General features: G+C 64.0%; 13 protein-coding genes. 2 read left to right on the forward strand and 11 right to left on the reverse strand.

Translation table 11 applies throughout. The features are described from left to right. On the reverse strand, positions 1 to 3,212 hold a 3,212-nt coding region (locus P9273_RS03970), incomplete at its 3' end, for a DUF5801 repeats-in-toxin domain-containing protein (RefSeq protein ID WP_278047715.1). 350 nt (positions 3,213 to 3,562) lie between these two features. Between P9273_RS03970 and P9273_RS03975 the strand changes: the two genes are divergently transcribed. After that, complete coding sequence (locus P9273_RS03975; protein WP_336619358.1) at positions 3,563 to 4,492, forward strand: transglutaminase-like cysteine peptidase; 930 nt, start codon at positions 3,563 to 3,565, stop codon at positions 4,490 to 4,492. A 360-nt stretch (positions 4,493 to 4,852) separates the two neighbouring features. Here the strand turns inward: P9273_RS03975 and P9273_RS03980 are convergent, their stop codons facing one another. The 4 genes from P9273_RS03980 to P9273_RS03995 are packed head-to-tail and all read right to left on the reverse strand — an operon-like array spanning position 4,853 to position 10,410. Continuing rightward, complete coding sequence (locus tag P9273_RS03980) at positions 4,853 to 5,494, reverse strand: ribbon-helix-helix domain-containing protein (protein ID WP_041003200.1); 642 nt, start codon at positions 5,492 to 5,494, stop codon at positions 4,853 to 4,855. Next, the gene (locus P9273_RS03985) at positions 5,484 to 6,773 is read right to left on the reverse strand and encodes an HlyD family type I secretion periplasmic adaptor subunit (RefSeq protein WP_278047717.1); all 1,290 of its coding nucleotides are present in this window, start codon (positions 6,771 to 6,773) and stop codon (positions 5,484 to 5,486) included. The genes P9273_RS03980 and P9273_RS03985 overlap by 11 nt, the downstream gene beginning before the upstream one ends. Positions 6,774 to 6,788: 15 nt before the next feature. Continuing rightward, positions 6,789 to 8,921: a type I secretion system permease/ATPase gene (locus tag P9273_RS03990; protein WP_278047718.1), complete on the reverse strand. Its 2,133-nt coding sequence runs from the start codon at positions 8,919 to 8,921 to the stop codon at positions 6,789 to 6,791. Positions 8,922 to 8,961: 40 nt separating this feature from the next. Beyond that, the gene (locus P9273_RS03995; RefSeq protein WP_278047719.1) at positions 8,962 to 10,410 is read right to left on the reverse strand and encodes a TolC family outer membrane protein; all 1,449 of its coding nucleotides are present in this window, start codon (positions 10,408 to 10,410) and stop codon (positions 8,962 to 8,964) included. A gap of 413 nt (positions 10,411 to 10,823) precedes the next feature. On the opposite strand from P9273_RS03995, the gene P9273_RS04000 reads away from it, so the two are divergent. Beyond that, positions 10,824 to 12,164, forward strand: a complete 1,341-nt coding sequence (locus P9273_RS04000; protein ID WP_278047720.1) for an NAD(P)H-dependent oxidoreductase — start codon at positions 10,824 to 10,826, stop codon at positions 12,162 to 12,164. A 7-nt stretch (positions 12,165 to 12,171) separates the two neighbouring features. Here the strand turns inward: P9273_RS04000 and P9273_RS04005 are convergent, their stop codons facing one another. The 6 genes from P9273_RS04005 to P9273_RS04030 form a co-directional block, all read right to left on the reverse strand. Beyond that, positions 12,172 to 12,459, reverse strand: coding sequence for a PTS sugar transporter subunit IIB (locus P9273_RS04005; RefSeq protein ID WP_278047721.1), 288 nt, complete (start codon positions 12,457 to 12,459; stop codon positions 12,172 to 12,174). A gap of 13 nt (positions 12,460 to 12,472) precedes the next feature. After that, entirely contained in the window at positions 12,473 to 12,934 is a 462-nt protein-coding gene (locus tag P9273_RS04010) for a PTS sugar transporter subunit IIA (protein ID WP_278047722.1), read from the reverse strand. 78 nt (positions 12,935 to 13,012) lie between these two features. After that, entirely contained in the window at positions 13,013 to 14,419 is a 1,407-nt protein-coding gene (locus P9273_RS04015) for a PTS galactitol transporter subunit IIC (RefSeq protein ID WP_278047723.1), read from the reverse strand. Positions 14,420 to 14,737: 318 nt separating this feature from the next. Further along, a complete protein-coding gene (gene proC / locus P9273_RS04020; protein WP_278047724.1) occupies positions 14,738 to 15,553 on the reverse strand; it encodes a pyrroline-5-carboxylate reductase in 816 nt (271 codons plus the stop codon). 80 nt (positions 15,554 to 15,633) lie between these two features. Further along, positions 15,634 to 16,953, reverse strand: a complete 1,320-nt coding sequence (locus tag P9273_RS04025; RefSeq protein WP_278047725.1) for an O-antigen ligase family protein — start codon at positions 16,951 to 16,953, stop codon at positions 15,634 to 15,636. Further along, the gene (locus P9273_RS04030; protein WP_278047726.1) at positions 16,922 to 17,920 is read right to left on the reverse strand and encodes a glycosyltransferase family 2 protein; all 999 of its coding nucleotides are present in this window, start codon (positions 17,918 to 17,920) and stop codon (positions 16,922 to 16,924) included. Before P9273_RS04030 ends, P9273_RS04025 begins: the two co-directional genes overlap by 32 nt. Positions 17,921 to 18,084: the final 164 nt, after the last annotated feature.

The raw sequence follows: 18,084 nt of genomic DNA on the forward strand, positions 1-18,084 counted from the left end.
ATCGAGGGGCCGTCATCGAGGAAGGTGACGGCGCCGCCGATGTCGATGGCACCGGTGCTGGCGGTGTCGCCGTCGGCATCCGTCACCGTCGCCGTCACGGCAATCTTGCCGGCAAGGTTGAGCGCGTCGTTGTAGGCGGCAGCCGTCGAGCCGTCGACCAGGTGTTCGAGCGCGACGTTCTGCACCACCGTCAGCTTGCCGTCGGAGGCGATCGACACGGTGAAGGCGGTGTGCGTGCCGCCGGCATCGGTATACTGGCCCTGCACCGTGGCGCCGACCTGGACCAGCGTGATGGCATGGTCGCCCTGTGCCGTCGCAAGGCCCGAGGCCGCGTTCGTCACCGACAGCGCATAAGCCGTCGTGCCGGCGCCGTCGGCGCCGTAGGTCGAGGTCAGCGTCACGATCGCCGCAGCGCTCGTGGCCGTCATGATCGCCGGGTTCAGCACGCCGTCCGTCGTCGGACCGTTGCTGGTCTCGTCGAGCGTCACCGAACTGCCGACCACCGCGCCCGAGATCGTCGGCACATCGTCCGTGATGTTGATCTTGATGGTCGACGTGGATGTATTGCCAAAGCTATCGGTCACCGTGAACGTGAACACGTCCTGCCCGGGCTGCACATTGGCGCCGTCATTGCCGGCCGGCACATTCGCTTCCGGCTTGGTCAGCGTATAGGTATAGGTGCCGTCCGCGTTGAGGTGCAGGATGCCGTATGTGCCATTGATGTTCGTGCCGACATTGCCGCTCACGTCACCGCCGATATCACCGGCCTGAACACCGGTCACGGTTGCTCCGTCGGGATCCGAGAAGGTCAGCGTGCCCGTCGTGGTCTCCGAGCCGTCGCCCGCATGCGAGCCGTCCACCGTCCCGGGGCCGAGGTCGCCGGCCGGCGGCGTCGTGTCGATGCCTGCTTCGTTGACCGCCGCAACCTCCGCCACCACACGCGGCTGGCTGCCGGTCACCTCGATCGTCAGCGTCGCCGGCGAGGTGTCGCCGTCACCGTCGGTGATCGTGTAGTTGAAGACGTCGGTGCCGGTGGGCGTATTCGGGGTGGCCTGATAGCTGTAATCGCCATTGGCATAGACCGTCAGCACGCCATGCGCGCCCGTCACAGTCGTCACGCCGTTGTTCGTTACCGCACCCGTCCAGGTGATCGATGCGATGCCGTCGGCGCCCGCCGTGTCGGCCGCGCCGGTGCCATGGGTGCTGGTGCCGGTCTCGACATTGCCCGTCACCGTCTCGCCGGACTGGGCGGCGTCAGTATCGGCCTTCGCCGCCGGCACGTCGTCGATGACATTGATCACCAGGTTGCCGGAAGCGGGCTGGCCATCCTGATCGGTCACGACGATTTCGAAGCTGGGTGTGGCTTCCGTGTTGGTGCCGTCGCCGCCCGTGGCGCTGTGATAGTCGGTCGTCAGTTCGTAGCTATAATGGATCGTGCCCGCTCCGGTGGCGCTGTTGTACTCGTACCACGCGCTCACCGTGCCACCCGTAGTCGGGTCCGTGAACGTCGTCGGATTGCCCGAATCGCTCGACAGCGCGTGGCCGCCCAGCGAAACCGAGTTCACCCCATCCTGCGAGGTAAAGCCGATCGTGCCGCTCGTCGCGTTCGAACCGTCATGGAGCGTACCGCTCGCCAGGCCTGCCTCGTTGACGACCGCGCCGTCGGCGCCTGCGGCCGGGATGTCGCCCAGCTTAGGTGGCTCGTTGCCGATATTGATCGTCAGCGTGGTGCTCGACTGATCGCCATCGCCATCAGTCAGCGTGTAGTGGAACACGTCGTCCACGCCGCCCGGCGTGTTTGCCGCGCGCGTGTAGGTGTAGCTGCCGTCCGAGTGCAGCAGCAGGGTGCCGTACTGGCCGGCGATCGAGACGCCTGCGTCCGTCACCGTCTGCGCGGAGCCGGCGCCGTCCTTGCCGTAGGCCGATGTCACACTGGCGTCGTCGGCGCCCTTGCCGTCGGCGCCCGCGGCGTTGCCGTCGCTGCCGGCGCCGGTAATGACATTGCCGTCGATCGGCGCATGTGAGCCCGCGGCCACGGCATCGGTGTCGGCGTTCGCCGTCGGCACGTCGTCGACGATCCGGACCGAGAGCGTGCCGGGAAGCGAGACGTCGCCGTCCGAGTCGGTGACGGTCACCGTCATGTTGTCGAAGATGGAATCGGTGCCTGCGCCGGGGTGAGGCTCGCTATGCAGCAGCGTGTAAGTGTAGCTCACCTGGCCGGTTGCCGGATCGTAGCCGTTGATGGTCAGCGTGTTGCCGAGCGGCGTCGTGATCTCGATCGGCGTCGTCCCGCTGTTGGTGAGCGCGGCTGCCGAGATCACCTGGCCGTTGATGTCAACCGAGCCGATGCCGTCGGGCGAATTGATGGTGAAGGTGCCGGTGTTGTGCTCTGACGGGTCGTTGTCGACCGCGACGTTGGTGCCAGCTTCTCCGGACCCTGTCGCGCCGGCGGTTTCCAGACCCTTCTCATCGACAGTGGTGTCGCCGCCGTCGACCGAAGGCGTCAGGTCGAGGATCGTCGGCGTGGAATTCTCGCGCACGAGACCCGGGAACAGGTCGCGATGCTCGGGTTGGCCGAACGCCAGATCCGTCGGCGGCAGCAGGGCGGTGAGGCCGAAGCCGTCGCCGATGCCGCCTGCGGGCTGTTCGAAATTTCCGCCCGCGCTGCTCGGCGAGCCGTTGCCGCCGGCCGAGATCGAGCCGTCGGCGCCGAAGGCGACATCGACATGGCTGGCCTCGAGCGCGGCGATCAGTGCCACGCGCGGCACCTCGACGTCCCCCAGGATGAAGGTCGGCACGTTCAGCGCGCCGTCCTTGATGACGATCTCGGATCCGTCAGGCTGCACCAGCACCAGATTGTGTCCGTCGACCTTGATGTTGTCGATCGAGACATTGGCGGGGAGCTTCACGACATTGCCGGCTTCGGCGTGATACTCATGCGGAACGTTCGTAGCCGCGGCATTCGCCGCCGGCGCGTTTCCTGCCGGCGCGTTTCCTTGGGCGGCATTGGAAGCCGGAGCGTTGGCGGCCGGCGCATTGGCCGCGCCCTGCGCCGGCGCGCCGCTGCCGACATCGACCGGCACGGGCTCGCTCGCCGCCTGGCCGGTGGTCGCCTGCGCGACCTGGACACCCGTCGAGATATGATTTTCAGCGGCGCTGGTATGCTCGTCCCAGGAATTTGAAACGGCGTCGAATTCGATATTGGTCGTCATAGCTAAAGCCCCTCCGGCATTTCCCGGAAAGAGACATGTCAGGCCCGGACTTTGCAACAGACCTTCAATCTATTTCATATACTCGAATATGTAGAGAATCGCATTTTTTACACTTGGTAAATCGCGATGATATATCCGGATATGCATGATCTTAAGGAATGCTGGATCGGCTTCGGCGCGCCGCGCCGGTTTGGTAAATGAAAGTATAAATTTAAATAAAATTTGATAGAAAATAGAACAGAGTGATTCGCGGAAATTTACCCACCTTCCTTTCCGATAATTTGAGACAAGATTGGTAGCGTCCACAGTCAAAGGTGGGCGTTATGAAAATACAAAAAGCAGCCCCGGGGATGACGGGGATCAAGGTTCTCTTGCTAGCGATCGGCCTTGCCGTTCCGGCGAATCCATCATCAGCCGGCGTGAATTCGGGCGCGGATCCGGCCCTGCAACAGGTGCCTGCGCCGGCGAGCCTCGGCGGCGTTTCGCTGGCCCGGCCGCAGCCTTTGCAGCCGGCCGCCGCCTACCGGATCGCCGACGTGTTGGCGGGCTATGCGCCGACGCTACGTTATCAGGTTGAAGCGCACTCGACCGCCATGGCCGATCCCGGCATCGACCCGATCCAGACCGCCGCGATCATTCCCGGTGTCTTCGGCTCCGTCGCTTTGTCGATGCGCAACTTTCCTGTCGCGGCGCGCTGGGCTCCCGTCTACAAGGCCATCCTCGATTGCACCGCCGGCAGCCCCTGCGACCATGAGAGCCCGACTTTCGCCGAGATCATCAAGATTGCCGGCGACAAGGGTTTTCGCGAGAAGCTGTCCTTCGTCAACAGCAGCATCAATCGCCTGATTGCCTACAAGTCGGATATGACCGTCTACGGCAAGCTCGACTACTGGGCGAAGCCCTCGGAAATTCTCGAGCATCGCGCCGGCGATTGCGAGGATTTCGCCATACTCAAGATGGCGGCGCTGCTCAGGGCCGGCGTCCCGGCGCAGAGCATGTCGCTGGTGGTGCTCCAGGACCGCCGCCGCAAGTTCTTCCATGCCGTGCTGTCGGTGAGCACGGGAAGCGGCGCCTTTATCCTCGATAGCCTCGGCAACGCCGTCATGCGCGACAGCGATCTGCCTGACTATGTTCCGCTCTATTCCTTCAGCACCGATCGCGCCTGGATCCACGGATCGAAGTCCGGCGCGCAGATCGCCGACATCGCCGGCGGTGTCGCGACGGTGGCGCCGGGCGAAGGCGCGCCGGAACAGTCAGTGGCTTCCGATCTCAGGCAGTAGTCCGAAGCGGCTAAACGTTTCCGGCGGAAACTGCCCTCTGCCTGTTGTCGCGCAAGCGCAAACGCTGGCGGTGAGCTGAAGGCTCCCGAACCTCGTCATTCCAGGGCGGAGCAAGGAGCGAAGCGACGCGCGCAGACCCTGGAATCCATGCCGTTACCTGGACCGAAGTGTGCAACGATGCGAATTCTGGACCGCTGCGGCGCTCCCAAGTCACGGCATGGATCCTCGGGTCTGCGCGGTTCGCTTCGCTCCTTGCTCCGCCCGTGGATAACGATCGCGATAGGCGTCTCGGCCAATCGCCAAGGCCGGAGATCTGCCAACGCACACTAACCCACCGGTCAATACTTCTGTATTGAGGAACTACCCGTTAAAGACGAACGCCATCAACAGTTCCGGTTCGGCGACGGGCGCGCGCACGGCGCTGAGCTGGCCACGATAGCGGCGCTCGCCGGCGCCGATGACGAAACCGCTGGTGACGGGTGTTTCGCCATTGGCGTCGAGCCGGGCGAAGATATCGGGAACGTTGAGGTCGAGCGCCAGCTTCAGATCCTGCCGGCCATCCTCGCCCGGCGCGCTCGGCAGTTGGCGCCTGACCAGTTGCTGGAACGGCGTGTTGAAGGCCAGGATCTTCTTGGAGGACGACAGCGCGAAAGCGGGTGAGGGGCAGGCGACCAGGATCGCGTTGATCGTGCGGATCGAAGCGAGCTTGCGCAGCTCCATACTCTCTTCGGCAAGGCCGCGCATGCAGGCGACCCGGATCGCCGAGGTGAGGTTGCCCTGGTCGGGATGATGTTCGGCGATCTCCTCGACCAGCATTCCGATCGTGCATTTGCGGCTTTCGGCCATCTGCTTCAGCGACACCCAGAAGGCGCGCTCGAGTCGGATGCCGCGACGCACGCCGCCGCGCGCCACGACGCGGAATTCCGGGCCGAAATCCTCGGCCGCGAGCGCCGGCAGCAGCCGCTCGCGCGAAGTGTCCGGACGGATGGCGCTATCGCTCACTCATTGCCTCCTGACGCGCCTTGTTGATGGGCTTCAAAAGATAGTTGAGGATCGTCTTGCGGCCGGTCTTGATGTCGACCGAGCAGATCATGCCGGGGATGATCGAATAGGTCTTGCCGTTCCTGGTCAGCGTCGACTTCTCGGTGGCGACCCGCACCTGGTAGTAAGGCTCGCCGGTCTTCTGGTCGACGAGGCTGTCGGCGGTGATGTTGGAGACCTTGCCCTCGATGCCGCCGAAGATCGAGAAATCATAGGCCGTGACCTTGATGAGCGCCTCCTGGTCCGGCTGGATGAAGGCAACGTCGCGCGGCGAAACCCGGGCCTCCACCAGCAGCGTCTCGGAGGTCGGCACGATGCCGGCCACCACCGCGCCCGGTTGCACGAAGGCGCCGAGCGTGTTGACGTCGAGCGTGTTGACGATGCCGTCGACCGGCGAGCGGATGTCAGTGCGAGCCACCTTATCGGTGGCGCCGCGGATGGTTTCGTCGACCACGGAAAGATCGGCAAGCGCCTGCGTCAGGTCGCTCAATGCCTCCTGCTGCAATTGCAGGCCCAATTCATTCACCTGAAGCTGCGCCTCGGTGATCGCGGCCTTGCTCTTCTTGATGGTCTCGCCGGCAAGGTTGAGCTGGCCGTGCAGGTCCGTCTGCTCCCGCTCGACGCGGATCTGCTCGGTCTTGGCCATCAGGCCCTTCTTGACCATGGATTCGACCAGCGCGGTCTCCTGGTCGCTGACGGCCAGGCTCTTGGACAGGCGGTCGGCATTGGCGGTGGCCTCGTCCAGCTCCTTCTCGCGCTGGTCGAGGCGCGATTTGAGAACCGACAGCTTGACCTCGAAATTGTCGCGGCGCGCGACGAGCAGCTTTTGCTCGTTGTCGCAGATTTCCGGCGCGACCTTCTGGATTTCCGCGGGGCAGGGGAACGACCCTTCGACATTGCCGCTCTGCTCGAACTGCAGCCGCGCGATGCGCGCCTGCAGCGCGCGCGCCTTGGCCTGTTCCTCGCCGAGGCTCGACGTGTTCCCCGAATTGTCGAGACGGATGATGAGGTCGTTCTTCTTGACGATCTGGCCGATCTGGACCGCGATCTCCTGCACCACGCCGGCTTCACTGGCCTGGATGATCTGCGTCTTCGAAGCCGGTATGACCTTGCCTTCGCCGCGCGCGATCTCGTCGACCTCGGCAAAGGATGCCCAGGCCGTGAAGCACACGAACAGCGCTCCGATGATGTAGACGGAGGCCGAGGCGAATAGGGGTGGCCGATCTTCCCTTGCAAGCATGTCTATGCGTTCCGGTCAGGCATTTGCCTTCTGCAGCGCCTGGATGACTTGTTCCTTCGGCCCGTCGGCGACGACGCGGCCCTGATCGATGACGATGAGGCGGTCGGCAAGCTCCAGCATGCTGTAGCGATGGGTCGACACGATCAGCGTCGTGTTGCGGTCGAACGCCACCTTGAGCTGCTTGATCAACTGCCGTTCCGAAGCGAGGTCCATCGAACCCGACGGCTCGTCCAGGAAGACGATCTTGGGTTTGGTCAGAAGCAGGCGCGCGATTGCCACCGCTTGCCTTTGCCCGCCCGACAGATTGGTGCCCCGCTCGCCGACATTCATGTCGTAGCCGCGCGGATGGCGCGAGACGAAGTCGTCGACGCCGGCGGCTTTGGCGGCATCGATGATCTCTTCGTCGGTCGCTTCGGGCGCCGCCATCAGGAGATTCTCCTTGATGGTTCCCGAAAACAGGTCGCCGGCCTGCGCGACGATGCCGACGGCGGCGCGGACCTCCGAGGGGTGGTATTGGCGGATGTCGATGCCGTCGATGAGCAGCTCTCCCGACGTCGGCAGGAAGAGCCGGCCGATCAGCCGGCCCATCGTGGTCTTGCCGGAGCCGATGCGGCCGATGATGCCGACCCGCTCGCCGGGCCGGACGGCGATGTTGAGCCCGCTCAGGACCTCGTTTTCCGTGCCCGGATAGGCGAAACCGACATTCTTGAAGACGAACGCGCCGCTGCGAATCGGCCGGTTGACGAAACCCACCGTGTCGGGCCGGTCCTCCGGCTGCGACATGATCGTGTTGATGATCCTGAGCGACAACATCGCCTGCCGGAAGCGGGCAAGCGTGATGGCGATCTGGCCGAGCGGCGCCACGGCTCGGCCGGCAAGCATAACGGTGCCGATGATGGCGCCGGTCGAGACCTGGCCTTCCGAGAACGCATAGGCGCCGGCCACAACCAGGGCAACGGTGACGAATTGCTGGATAGCGCCGGTGATGTTGCCTGCCGCCGCCGAGAGTTCCTTGATCTTCTCCGACGTGTTGGCCGCGTTCTTCGAGTGCTCGCCCCATTTGCGCAGCAGATAGGCTTCGGCGCGCAGCGACTTGATCGTCTCCAGTGTCGAAATGGATTCGACCAGCAGGGCCTGGCGTTGCGATGCCTCGTTCATCGAGGCGGCGACCCGTTTGCCGATCCGCCGCTGCGTGATCAGTCCGACAAAGACGGAGATGACGAAGGCCAGCGCCGGTATGATCACCAGCCAGCCGCCGATGGCGTAGATCACAGCCAGGAAGACGAAGACGAAGATCGTGTCGATGAAGACGCTGATCGTGTTCGAGGTGAAGAACTCGCGCACGAACTCATATTGCGTGACGCGGTTCGCATATTCGCCGGTCGACCCCGGCCGCGCCGAAAGCGAGGAATTCAGTACTTTCTCGAACAGCAGATAGGAAATCCGCAGGTCCGCCTTGCGGCCGGCATAGTCGATCAGCGATGCCCGGGCCGTCTTGAGCAGCAGGTCGAACAGGATCGCCACGCCGATGCCGAGCGCCAGCACCCAAAGCGTCGAGATCGCCTTGTTCGGCAGGATGCGGTCGTAGACGTTCATGGTGAAGATCGGCGAGGCGATCGCCAGCAGATTGATGAAGACGGCCGACAGCACCACCTTGGAGTAGGTGCGCCAGAACGCCCCCATCGTGCCGGTCAGCCAGTGGCGCCTTTCGATCCGCGCGGCCGTGCCGACCGTCATCTCCTCGGCCTGATTGGCATAGGTGATCGAAAAGGACGTGCCGCCGCTGATATAGCTTTCGGCGAGTTCCGCCCTGTCGATCGTGGTGCGGCCGTTTTCCTGGGGCGCAGTCAGATATTGTCCGCCCTCGATTTCCGCCAGGAGAGCGATCGGCAATTGGCTGACGCGGAAGACGATCGCCGGAAGGTCGAAGCGGCCGCGCAGGAAATCGCGATGGTTGAAATCCTGGACCTCCAGGCCGATGCGCTCGGCCAGATGGCGGATTTCCTCCGGCTCGATGCGCGTCTCCGAAATCGGCACGCCGGCGAACAGCACGGTTTCCGCGCTCGGCCGGCCGAGATAGGCCGCAACGGCGCAGAAGCAGGCTTTGAAGGCCTCCTTCGGCGACAGGATGTTCGGTTGCTGGTTCACGATCCGCCCCGAAGGACTGAAAGATCGATGCTTACATCGGCTACTTTTTCCTGACCGGCGCGAGGATGTCGAACGGCAGATCGTTCTTCTGCTCCGACGGCGTGCGCGCGTAGGTTTCGGTATCGGCCGTCGGCGGCACGCCGAACTCAGTCTGCGCATAAGCCGTGGCCTGCTTCGGCGGCTGGATGTTGAGCGTCTTCAGCAATTCCCCGGTCGCGGCCAGCAGCCTGTATTCCGCAAACAGCGACGCGTAGGACGATGTGTCGGCCAATGTCGCGGTGTTGAAACGCGTGTTCTGGGCATCGAGCACATCGAGCAACGAGCGCTGTCCGACCTTGAACTGCTCGCGATAGGAAGCGACGAGCTTTTCATTCGTGGCTGCCTGTTGCCGCAGTGTCTTTGCGAGATCCGCCTGGCGGAAGCGGCGGTCCCACGACGTGCGGACGGCTTCCTCGATCTCGCGCAGCACCTGGTGCATCGCAAGACGCTGCTCGCTGGTGCGGCGGATCTGTTCCTGTTCGTTGGCCTTGTCGATGCCGCCGCGGTAAAGGTTCCAGCGCAGCACCACCCGGGCCTGCAGGTCGCTCGCATCGCCGTTGTCGCCATCGATGTCGTAACCGCCCCGGGCAACGCCTTCGGCGGTGATCGTCGGGCCGTATTTCGCCCGCGCCGCATCGACGAGCGAGGCGGCGGCGTCGATATCGCTGTTGGCCATATGGACGCGCGGATTGTTCTGCCTGGCGAGCCCGATCGCATCGTCCAGCGACCGCGGCAGGGCGGCCGAGACGTCTGCCGGCCGCGATGGGTTGGTCAGCGGCTTGCCGACATTCTTGAAGAAGCGGATCTTGGCCGCCTCGAGTTCTTCGGTCGCTTCCTGCATCCGCGCCTTGGCGGCAAAGAGGCGTTCCTCGGCCTGCTGCCGGTCGGCCTCGTTGAGCGCGCCGCCCGCAATGCCTTGCTTGATGTCGCCGAGGATCGACTGATGGAAGCCCAGGTTCTTCTTGGCCTCGGCCACGATCGAAGCCTGCAGCATGTATTCAAGATAGTCCTGGACCACCGCGAGCCCGATGAATTCGGACCGTTCCAGAACCCGGAAGGAGGCTCCGTCGACCCGCGAGGCCTGGCGGTTCAGTTCCGCTCGCCGGGCGCCGCTGTCATAAAGCGTCTGCGAGACGGTGAGGTCGGCCTCGTTCGGATAGAGGGCTTTGTGATCCTCGTCGAGCGCGCGCCTTGTATCATTGTCCAGGCGGCGCACGCCGGTCGACGCTTCCAGATCGACGCTGGGAAGATAAAGGCCTTTCGCCTGGCGCAGCTCGAATTCGATTGCTTCGCGGTTTTCGATCGCCTGTCCAATCTCCGGATTGGATTCCACTGCGACGGCAACGGCTTCTTTGAGTGTGAGTGCGCTGGCGCTTCCGCAAGCCAACATCGACACCGTGACGGCGAGCGCAAGGCTCCAGCCGACGGTCACTTTACCCGTCCTGGTCATTTCTACCCCGTGACTATCCCCGCGCCATTGTCTTTTTTATTGGCGCTTATTTGCCCAAGCCTGCCACCGGAGCTTTCGACCAGTATCTATCAGATTTTTCGCGGTTGTGAGCATATAATGGATTAGACACCCGTTAAAAGTGCGATTCCGGACATTAGGGCCGAAGCCTGTAGCAAAAATGGCACAGAAACGGGGGTGCCCGTCGGGGCTTTTACCATTTGAAGCGAGCTGCAATGGTTAATGGCCTGAAAGAAACGGCGAATCGTGCACCCGCCACGTACAAGCTCCCCGCGAAATCTGCTGCGGCCCTGCAAAGCATGCGCAAGAAATTGCCATGTCGGACTGGTTTGATTGGCAAAGGCGGATCGTTCCCTGTATTGCGGGCTGGAGCAAAAAGCCGTGAGTTTTCTTGCATGATCAATATCGCCTTGACCGGGCTTGCCCGCGATCTTGCCCAGCGCGCCGCCGAGGGCAGGCCTGTCCGCATCGGCGTCATCGGCTCCGGCGAGATGGGGACCGACCTGGTGACGCAGGGCATGCTGATGCCGGGCATTTCGATCGCGGCCATTTCCACGCGGCGGCCGCATACAGCCCGCGAAGCGATCCGCATTGCCTATGGCGACGAGGCGATTGCCGTGGAGGCCGAAACCGCATCCAAGGTCACCCGAGCGATCGAAGGCGGCAGGATCGCCATCACCTCGAACGAGATGCTGGTCACCAACCCGCTGATCGACGTCGTCATCGACGCCACCGGCAAGCCGGGGGTCGCAGCCGATTTCGACCTGAAAGCCATGGAGCACGGCAAGCATCTGGTGATGATGAATGTCGAGGCCGACGTGACCATCGGCTGCTACCTGAAGCAGCAGGCCGACCGGTTGGGCGTCGTCTACTCGGTCGGCGCCGGCGATGAGCCGTCGAGCTGCATGGAACTGATCGAATTCGCCTCGGCGCTTGGACTGACCATCGTCGCGGCCGGCAAGGGTAAGAACAATCCGCTCAACCATGACGCCGTTCCGGACGACTACCGCGAGGAGGCGGCGCGCCGCAACATGAACCCGCGCATGCTGGTCGAGTTCGTCGACGGCTCGAAGACCATGGTCGAGATGTGCGCCATCGCCAATGCCACCGGGCTGGTTCCGGATGTTCCCGGCATGCACGGCCCCAAGGCCGACCGCGATCAACTGGCCAGGGTGCTGATCCCGAAAGAGGATGGCGGTCTCCTGTCGAGGAAGGGCGTCGTCGACTACACCATCGGCAAGGGCGTGGCGCCGGGCGTCTTCGTCATCGTCGAGGCGACGCACCCGCGCGTCGTCGAGCGCATGGACGATCTCCATGTCGGCAAAGGCCCCTATTACGGCCTGTTTAGACCCTATCACCTGACGTCGCTGGAAGTGCCGCTCACCGCCGCCCGCATCATGCTGTACGGCAGGCCCGACATGGTGCCTCTGCCGAGGCCGGTGGCGGAAGTCTGCGCGCTTGCCAAGCGCGACCTTGCCGCCGGGGAGACCTTCGATGGCATCGGCGAGACCTGCTACCGCTCCTGGACCATGACCGTCACCGACGCCCGAGCCAGTCGCGCCGTCCCGGTCGGCTTGCTCGAAGGCGGCAAGGTGCTGAAGCCGGTTAAGAAGGGCGGGTTGTTGACTGAGGACAATGCCGCGCCGGACCGGACGACGAGGCTCTATGCCCTGCGCCGGCTGCAGGATGACATGCTCTATGGAGCGAAGATCGCTTCACCGGCCCTGGCGGGCTGAGCCGCGCCTATTTGCGCAGCTCCGCCTCGATCTCGTCCAGCGCCTTGTCCTTGCCGATGCCGGTGAGGAAGGCGAGCCCCTTGATCACCGGCTTTTTCACGGATGCCGAGATCGGCGTGGTGGCGACGATGAAGTCGACGCTGTCGGCCAGTCCGGGTACTTCCGTGGCCTTGGCCTGCTGCGCGTGAAAGGTCAGGCCGCGCTCCTTCATCGCTTCCGTCACCGCGGCATTGACCGCCGTCGAGGTCGCGACACCCGTGCCGCAGGCAAAAAGAATGGTTTTCTGTCTGGACATGTTCTTTCCTTTGTCAGCCGAGAATGGCGCGGACGTCCTCGAAGGTCCTGGCCGTCCTCAAGCCATCCAGCGCCGCCGGATCCTGGATGGTGGCCATGACGGTCTGCAGCGTGTCAATCTGCTTGTCCTTGTCGTTGATGGCAAGCAGGAAGACAAAGCCCACCGGCAGCTTCTCGTCGGGATCTTCCATATTGGCGAAGGTGACGGGCCGCTTGAGCGTGCCCATCGCTACGCCTGGTTTCAGCACATGTTCGGGGTCGGTATGCGGCACCGCGACATTGTCGTCGCGCTCCAGCGGCAGTCCTGTCGGTATCGTCATCTCGCGTCGCACGACGGCGTCGGCATAGCTGCTCTTGACGTAGCCCAGCGCCTCCAGCCTGGAGGCCAGGATGCGGATGATCTCCTCATTGGTCGAGGCGTCGGAGCCGAGGACGACCGCCTCGGGGTCCAGCAGTTGGATCAGGCCATTCGACAAGGGGGCTCCATTCGATGCGGACCGTGCGCCCGCCGCATCGGCTTTGGGCGCACGGTCGTTAGTTCAGGCTGCGCCGGTTCAGGCAGTGCCTTCGGCCGGCTCATCCTCGGCGCCGGCGGCGCGCTCCCAACGGAGCGGGTTGCGGCGGTAGAACAGGAACAGCGCCGCGATGACCACCGCGATGACGGCGATGCCGATCACGCCGAGCCCCTGGATCGCTTCGATGATCACATAGGGAACCCAGAGGAACCCGTCGACCACGGAGGTGATCTGCAGCGCATCCGCGGGCAGTTTGAAGCCGGAGGCGACGGCCGCGCTGGTGAACAGCGGCGCCAGCGCGTTGGCGACGTAGAAGCCGACGGCGAGCGTCACCGTGCCGATCACCACCATGCGGAAGACATTGCCCCTGACCAGCGGCGCGGTCATCGCGACGATAAAGGGGATGACGGCAAGGTCGGCGAACAGGATGACGCGGTTGCCGGGCAGGATAATCGACAGGATAATCGCGATCGGCACCAGGATCAGCGACGACGAGATCGCCGCCGGATGACCGATCAGGATGGCGGAGTCGAGCCCGACCAGCAGCTCGCGGTCGCCGGTGCGCTTGCGCACGAACTCCTGCGCGGCGTCCGAAACCGGGAGCAGGCCTTCCATCAGGATCTTCACCATGCGCGGCAGAAGCAGCATCACCGCCGCCAGCGTCATGCCGGTGCCGAGCACCTTGGCCAACACCGTGCCGAGGTCGCCGGCGTTGTAAAAGGCGATCAGGCCAAGCACCAGGCCGATGATCAGCCCCAATATCACCGGTTCGCCGAAGACGCCAAAGCGACGCTCGATGGTCTCGGTGCTGATGTTGATGCGGTTGATACCCGGGATGCGGTCCATGATCCAGTTGAGGATGATGGCGATCGGCAGGATCTGCGCCGAGGCAAGATGCGGCACCGAAATGCCGGGCACGCCGTAGAACTGCTGCACCGCGCGCGCCGACCAGTCGGCGAAGAGCAGGGCGAGCGCGGCGACAAGCGCGGCAATGACGATGCCGTAAGCCAGATTGTTGGTGGCGGCGACCACCAGCGAGCCGACAAAGGCGAAATGCCAGAAGTTCCAGACGTCGACATTGAGCGTGCGTGTCATGCGCGCGAGCAGAAGCACGATGTTGACCAGGATGCCGACCGGGATGACCCAAAGGCCGACCGACGAGCCGAAGGCGATCGCGGCGGCCGACGGCCAGCCGACATCGATGATGTCGCGATGGATGCCGGTGTTGGTGACGATCGCCTTGGCCACGTCCCCGATCGAGGTGAACATCAGGCCGAGCACGAGATTGATGCCGATGAACGCGACGCCGATCGTGATGGCGGCGCGGAAAGCCTTGCTGACCTTGGCTCCAAGGACCACAGCGATGATGAAAATGACGATCGGCAAAAGCACTGTCGCGCCGAGCGTGTCGATGGCGCCTTTTAAGCCTGCAAGTATGGTGTCCATTCTACCTCCCCAGGGCATCGGCTTCGGCTCGAAGCGTATGATGCCCACAAATTCAATGACGCCTCGGCCCTGCGGCAGAGGCACTCCCCACTCGCCGACGAGGCTGGCATGTTCAGCCGAGCGGATGAACATTTGCTTTTGTCAGCGAACGAAAGTTTTATCTGGGTGGCCTATACCAAAGTCAATCGGCAATCCTTGGGCCAAAGGGAAACCCACCGATTGTTTGGGGAAATCGGTTAGCCGGGATGGCAGTGGTCGATCCGGCCCGGCGGATGCGGCGCGTGCCAGGCTGAGCTATCTGTCGGATCGGGCAGGGTGCTACTTGCCCAACTCGATGGACCGGAGCCGCGCTGCTTCTACGGCTTCGGTGACCAGCTTCGTCAGGCGGTCGCCGCCCATCAGCACGGCAAGCGCGGCGGCGGTGGTGCCGTTGGGACTGGTCACCTGCTGGCGCAGGGCGCCCGGCTCCTCGTCTGCTTCCGCGGCGAGCGAGGCGGCGCCGAAGACGGTCTGCATGGCAAGCAGCTTGGCGGTCTCTGCAGGAAGGCCGGCCTTCTCGGCCGCAACCGTCAGCGCCTCGATGAAGTGAAAGACATAGGCCGGGCCGGAGCCGGAGACGGCCGTCACGGCGTCCATCAGGCCCTCGTCGTCGATCGTCGTCACGACACCGCTGGCCGAAAGCAGCTCGAGGACGAAGCGCCGGACATCGTCGGAGACCAGCGGATTGGAAAACACCACCATCATGCCCTTGCCGATCGCAGCCGGCGTGTTCGGCATGCAGCGGATGATCGGCGCGAGCTCGCCCAGGATTTCCTCGAAGGTGGCGACCGGCGTGCCGGCGGCAATGCTGAGGAAGCTGGTCCGGCCGTCGCCGAAGCGCTTGTACTGCGCCGTCACTTCGCGGATCACCTGCGGCTTCACCGCGATGACGACGAGATCGGGCACGGCGTCGGCCGGAATGTCGGCGGCGTTGGCGGCGGCGCGGCAGCCGAGATGTTCGGCTCGGCTTCGCAGTTCCGCATTGGGCTCGACCACGAACACCGCTTGCGGCTCGAGCTTGGCGGATTTCAGCCAGCCCGAGAGCATGGCGTAACCCATATTGCCGCAACCGGCGAGAACGAGCCTGATCGTCATGGAAGCCTCCGCAAAGCCTCTCCTTAGACGCTGGAGGGGCGGCGGGAAAGTCCAGTTCGGTGGAGACTGATCGGCCAGGATCAGTGGGAGACGCGAACCGGGATCGGCCGCAGCGAGACTTGTCTCAAGCCAAGCACGCCCAGCACGAAGAAGAGCCAGACGGGGTCGCCGCGGTGGAAGAAGAAGCTTTCCAGGAAAGCGTTCAACGCGGTGAACAGCACCACCATCATGAAGAAGTCGCCGAGGAAGATGTTCTCCTTGCGTGCCGGAATGCGCATATAGTCGCGCAAGGGAGCGATCAGGAAGGTGTAGACGGCGACGCAGAGCGCCGGAATGCCCATCAGCACGGCGATGTCGAGATAGCCGTCATGGCCATGCACGATGGTGCGGATATCCCAGGGTCGGTCGAAGGGCTGGTCCTGGTTGAGCAGCAGCGGCGTCCCCCAGAAGCTTTCATAGCCGTAGCCGGTCCAGGGCTTCTTCGCCAGCATCTCGCCGGCGAACTCCCACAGCGTCGTGCGTCCGGTATAGGTGAGGTTGGGGAAATAGATTGCCGCCAGATGCTTCACCGGCGCGATGAAGACGATGCCGAGCGTGCCGACGGCGGTCGCGATGATCGCCAGCGCGAACAGGATAGGCGTGCCCAGTCGCATGCCGATGAGGCTGGGCAGCACGACGATCATGATCGAGAACGGGACGAGGCCGGCGGTCGTCTTGGAGCCGGTGTGGAGCATGAACACCATCGCCGCGCAGAAGGTGCCTGCGCCCCACCAGCGCTGCCCGCGCCGGAACAGATAGAGCCCGGCGAAGCTGAAGCAGGCCATCACCGGCCCGGCGATGTTCTTGTGGGTGAAGACGCCGCGCCACAAGCCGGCATGCTCCGGCTCCTGCGAGTCGGCGGTGTGCAGCGCCTCATGCGGGAAGACGAAGAGGCCGATATAGGAAAGGCCGATCACCACGACGGCGGTGATGATGATCACCTTGGCGAAGGAATCGGCGTCGCGCGGCAGCACCAGGACCGTCGCCATGGTGATGATGCCGATCATGGTGAAGGAGGCGGCGCGCATCGCCGCGGGCGGGTCCGTGGCAAGCACCACCGACAGAAAGAAGAAGCCCAGCATCAGCGCCCAGGAGGGGCTCACCAGCGAGCGCAGCACGCGCGGGTCGGCGAAGGCCAGCAGAGAGAAGATGGAGATTGCGCCGAGCGAGCCGAAGCCGAGCTGGTTGACGATGTCGCCGCCGCCGCCGGTCAGTTCCGCGCCAGCCGGCTGGAAGGGCCGGAACGAGACCATGATGACGGTGAACAAGAGCGCGGCGATAGCCGTCGCCACACCTTCCCGGGTGAAGGCGGCGCCGAGCGGCGCGCGCTCAATTCTTCTCAGGCTGTCGGTACTGCTCATTGGCATATCCGAATTCGGCGAGGACCCGGCCGAGCGCGACATAGACCGGGTAGAGGCCGCTGGTCAGCGAGCCGGTGCGCGCCAGCCGGACGGCGCCGCGCAGCGGCGAGGCCGCAAGCAGCGCCAGGCTTTTGAGGAAGACTTTAAGGCCGGCAAACGGCGTGCCGGCCCGCTTCTTCTTTTCGACAAGCGTCGAGATCACGCCGTTGCGGAGGCTGCGGGCGCGGATCCAGTCGGCCTCGACGCGTCTGGCCGGCACGGTTTCGTTGACCTTTGCCTCGGCGCACCAGCCAAGCACGAAGCCTTTCTGCGCGGAGCGGCTGAGGAAGTCCGAATCACCGCCGCCCATGAAATTGAACCTGAGGTCGAGGAAGGGCGGTCCCATGGCTGCAAGCACGTTGCGCCCGACCAGCAGATTGCCGGACGAATAGAGCGCCGGCACGCGGCCCGTCTCGCGATACGGCGGCGCAAACACCGGGTGCTCGGCCCATCGGGCGTGGCCCGGATCGGCAAAGACCGGCACTTGCGGGCCGCCGACAATGTCGGCTTGAAGCGTCTCGGCGGCGCCACACATGCGCTCCAGCCAGTCGGGCTCGGCGATCTCGTCATCGTCGATGACCAGCAGGTGGCGAAAATTGGGAAATTGCAGGATCGCCGTCTGCCAGCCGGCATTATAGGCGCTGCAATTGCCGCGCTCATGCGCGATGATGACCAGGCCGGGCATCTCGCCGCTCTCGAACAACGGAAGCACGGCCTTGGCGCCCTCGCGCGCCTCGGCCTCGTTTTCCATGACGATGACGGCAAAGCGCCGGTCGGTCCGCTGCGTCTTGAGGGAGGTCAGCGTTTCAAGCACCTGCTTAGGCCGCTTGAAGGTCGGCAGCGTCACCACCGCCTCGACGGTTTCCGCAACAAGCCCCGGCGACCGTCCCGCGATCGATACAGAAGCGTCGGACGGCAAGGGGATCATCCGTTTTAAGCAGCGTGGGTTTGAGCCCTCGATAGCATCGCGGTGATAACGTTCCGTTAATCACCTTCTCGCCCGCCTGTCGGAAGAGTCGGGTCTTCGGCCTTTGACAGTGCCATTTAATCAAGGCTTCACCGCGTTTTGCTACCGGCTGCAGTCAAGGATAG

The organism is Mesorhizobium sp. WSM4935 (genome assembly GCF_029625735.1).
GTDB lineage: Bacteria > Pseudomonadota > Alphaproteobacteria > Rhizobiales > Rhizobiaceae > Mesorhizobium.

Excerpts from the sequence above, each read along its gene's own strand:
- P9273_RS04030 (WP_278047726.1), bottom strand. The coding sequence starts at position 17,920 with ATGATCCCCTTGCCGTCCGACGCTTCTGTATCGATCGCGGGACGGTCG.
- P9273_RS04015 (WP_278047723.1), bottom strand. The coding sequence starts at position 14,419 with ATGGACACCATACTTGCAGGCTTAAAAGGCGCCATCGACACGCTCGGC.
- P9273_RS04025 (WP_278047725.1), bottom strand. The coding sequence starts at position 16,953 with ATGAGCAGTACCGACAGCCTGAGAAGAATTGAGCGCGCGCCGCTCGGC.
- proC (WP_278047724.1), bottom strand. The coding sequence starts at position 15,553 with ATGACGATCAGGCTCGTTCTCGCCGGTTGCGGCAATATGGGTTACGCC.
- P9273_RS03985 (WP_278047717.1), bottom strand. The coding sequence starts at position 6,773 with ATGCTTGCAAGGGAAGATCGGCCACCCCTATTCGCCTCGGCCTCCGTC.
- P9273_RS04005 (WP_278047721.1), bottom strand. The coding sequence starts at position 12,459 with ATGTCCAGACAGAAAACCATTCTTTTTGCCTGCGGCACGGGTGTCGCG.
- P9273_RS04000 (WP_278047720.1), top strand. The coding sequence starts at position 10,824 with ATGATCAATATCGCCTTGACCGGGCTTGCCCGCGATCTTGCCCAGCGC.
- P9273_RS03995 (WP_278047719.1), bottom strand. The coding sequence starts at position 10,410 with ATGACCAGGACGGGTAAAGTGACCGTCGGCTGGAGCCTTGCGCTCGCC.
- P9273_RS03975 (WP_336619358.1), top strand. The coding sequence starts at position 3,563 with ATGACGGGGATCAAGGTTCTCTTGCTAGCGATCGGCCTTGCCGTTCCG.